The organism is Terrisporobacter sp., from assembly GCF_017888745.1.
In the GTDB taxonomy this organism is placed as follows: domain Bacteria; phylum Bacillota; class Clostridia; order Peptostreptococcales; family Peptostreptococcaceae; genus Terrisporobacter.
Genome location: NZ_JAGHFM010000352.1, coordinates 1 through 2595, shown reverse-complemented (window position 1 = coordinate 2595; position 2595 = coordinate 1). Strand labels below are relative to the sequence as shown.

3 protein-coding genes are annotated in these 2595 nt (G+C 23.8%); all 3 read left to right on the top strand.

Annotated features, from left to right (window positions below):
• The coding region (locus tag J7G74_RS15465; protein WP_297136969.1) for a branched-chain amino acid transport system II carrier protein at nt 1–857 on the top strand (857 nt) is incomplete at its 5' end.
• Nucleotides 858–1087: 230 nt separating this feature from the next.
• Entirely contained in the window at nt 1088–2230 is a 1143-nt protein-coding gene (locus J7G74_RS15460; RefSeq protein WP_297136966.1) for an ABC transporter permease, read from the top strand.
• Nucleotides 2231–2258: 28 nt separating this feature from the next.
• Nucleotides 2259–2595, top strand: a 337-nt coding sequence (locus J7G74_RS15455; RefSeq protein WP_297136964.1) for an ABC transporter permease, incomplete at its 3' end; no start/stop codon positions are given.

Here is a 2595-nt window from a genome sequence, read left to right as displayed (position 1 = left end):
TAACACCAGCATTATTAATAGCATTAATAGCATTAATTGTAATAGGTGTATTAAATCCATTAGGAACAATAGAACCATCAAGAATAAGTGGAGTATTCTCAGAAGGTATATACCAAGGATACCAAACTCTTGATGCATTAGGAGCTGTATCTTTATCAGCTATATTAATATCAAGTTTATCTGACAAAGGGTATACTAATCAAAATGAAAAAATTAAATTAACATGCAGAGCTGGCTTAATAGCTGCGACAGGATTATTCATAGTTTACGGAGGGTTAACGTTCTTAGGTGCAACTGTATCTACTATGTTTGATTCAAACATTTCACAGGCAGTATTAATAGTTTCTATAACTGAGATGTTATTAGGATATCCAGGTAAAATTATATTAGCGTTAATAGTTACGCTTGCATGCTTAACTACAGCAATAGGCTTAACATCAGCGACTGGACAATACTTCTCAAAATTAACAAATGACAAAATAAAATATGAAACTGTAGTAATAATTGTTTGTGCATTTAGTTTAGTAGTATCTAATTTTGGTGTAAATACGATAATACAATTCTCAGCACCAATATTAACACTTATATATCCACCAACAATAGTGCTTATATTATTTACACTAGTGGGTAATAAAATTAATAATGATAATGTATTCAAGTTTGGGACTTATACAGCATTATTTGTAAGTATATTAAATGTAGCTGCAAGCTTCAATATTAAAATACCAGTTATAAATTCTTTACCACTTACAGATTTAGGATTTAACTGGGTAGTACCTGCATTAATAGCAGCAGTAATAGGAAATTTTGTTAAGAGTAAAAACTCTAATAAAAAATCAAAAGAAGATATTGCTTAGAGTTTAAATTCATAAATAATATAAAGTTTTATAAAAAGAGTTATTTTGAAATTATTAAATTTTAGAATAGCTCTTTTTTATGTATAAATTACTCCTTATATTTAACTTTGGAATATGGAATATTTACAAAACATAAATATTTATATAAGTAATGATTAATAAATAAATAATTAATTAATATATTTGTTAATAGACTCGAAGAAAATTAAATTTAAGGATGGGTGATAAATTTGACTTTATTTTATTTAATAAAAAAAGAAATCAAACAATTTTTTGAAAATAAGATATATGTTGTGACCATGTTTATATTTCCTTTAATTATTATAATGATTATGGGAACAACTCTAGATGGACATATGAGTATGGATAATAATATATTTAGAGACAAGATTATATATTATAGAATAAGTAATTCTGGTGATAAAGAACTTAAGTTTTTTTATAATTTTATGGTAGAATTTGAGAAACAAACAAATGTCAACTTTATTCAAGCTGATAAAATTGAAGTAGCTATTAAGAAAGTAAATAATAATAAAGCTATAAGTTTCATTGAATTAAATGGAGATAGTTATAAATATTTTAGAAATGAAAATAAAGAAAGTAGTGAAAGTAAAATATTTAGAAACATCTTTGAGCAATGTCACAAAAAATATGCTTTATTAGAAGGTATAGGAAGAAATAATCCTAATGAATTAGAAAAAATAATAAATAATCAAATATCAATATTTTTAATATCAGATAATATCCAACAAGAAGAAGTAAACTCATTTACTTATTATACTTTTACACAGCTTACTTTGATAATACTATACATATCAATAATTACGTATTTATCCATATATCAAGACAAAAATTCTTATAGAATATCAAATTTTAAAAACTTGAAAAGTAATGATATGAATAAATTGATTTCAAAATTAATATTAGGTTTAGTAATAGGCATATTGCAAATTTTAATTATTTATTTTATAAGTATAAAATTTTTACATGCTAACTGGGGTAAAGATTTACTGACTGTGTTTATCGTTTTAATATCATTCATTATCTTTAGTTCTATATTAGGAATATCTATATTCAATATATTCTCTAATTATAAAACAGCTATTATAATGAGTAATATTTTAATTGTAGTAATGGGATTCTTAGGAGGGGCCTATGCACCTATATATTTATTAGAATCATCAAATGTTACAAGTTTTCTTTCTAAACTATCTCCTACCTACTGGATCAATATTTCATTACTAAGTTTAAGTAATGGACTTAACACAAATTATCCTATTATTTCAATATGTTTTTTTATGGGAATATCAATTTTATTATTGATAATATGTTATGTAACGTCAAAAGAAAAAGTAGGTGTAAGAGTTGATTAAATTTATCATAGATACTCTTAAAATATTAATGAAAAAAAATGAATACATCATAATGGGAATTATAGTTCCAATTTTTATAATAATATTTTTTAGTTTCGAGTTTTCTACAGAATATAATTTTAGAATTGGTGTAGTAGACAAAGACAATACATACGTTTCCAGGGAAATGATACAAAGTATGGATGAAATTGAAGATGTAGATATTGTAAATATTAAAGAAGAAGATTATAAAATTTTTTTAATAACTAATCAAATTCAAATGGCAATTTTAATAGACGATGATTTTCAGGAAAAATTATTAAACTTAGAAGATGGAGAAATACATATAAAATCTATATCTGAAAATGACATGAAATCTATTATGG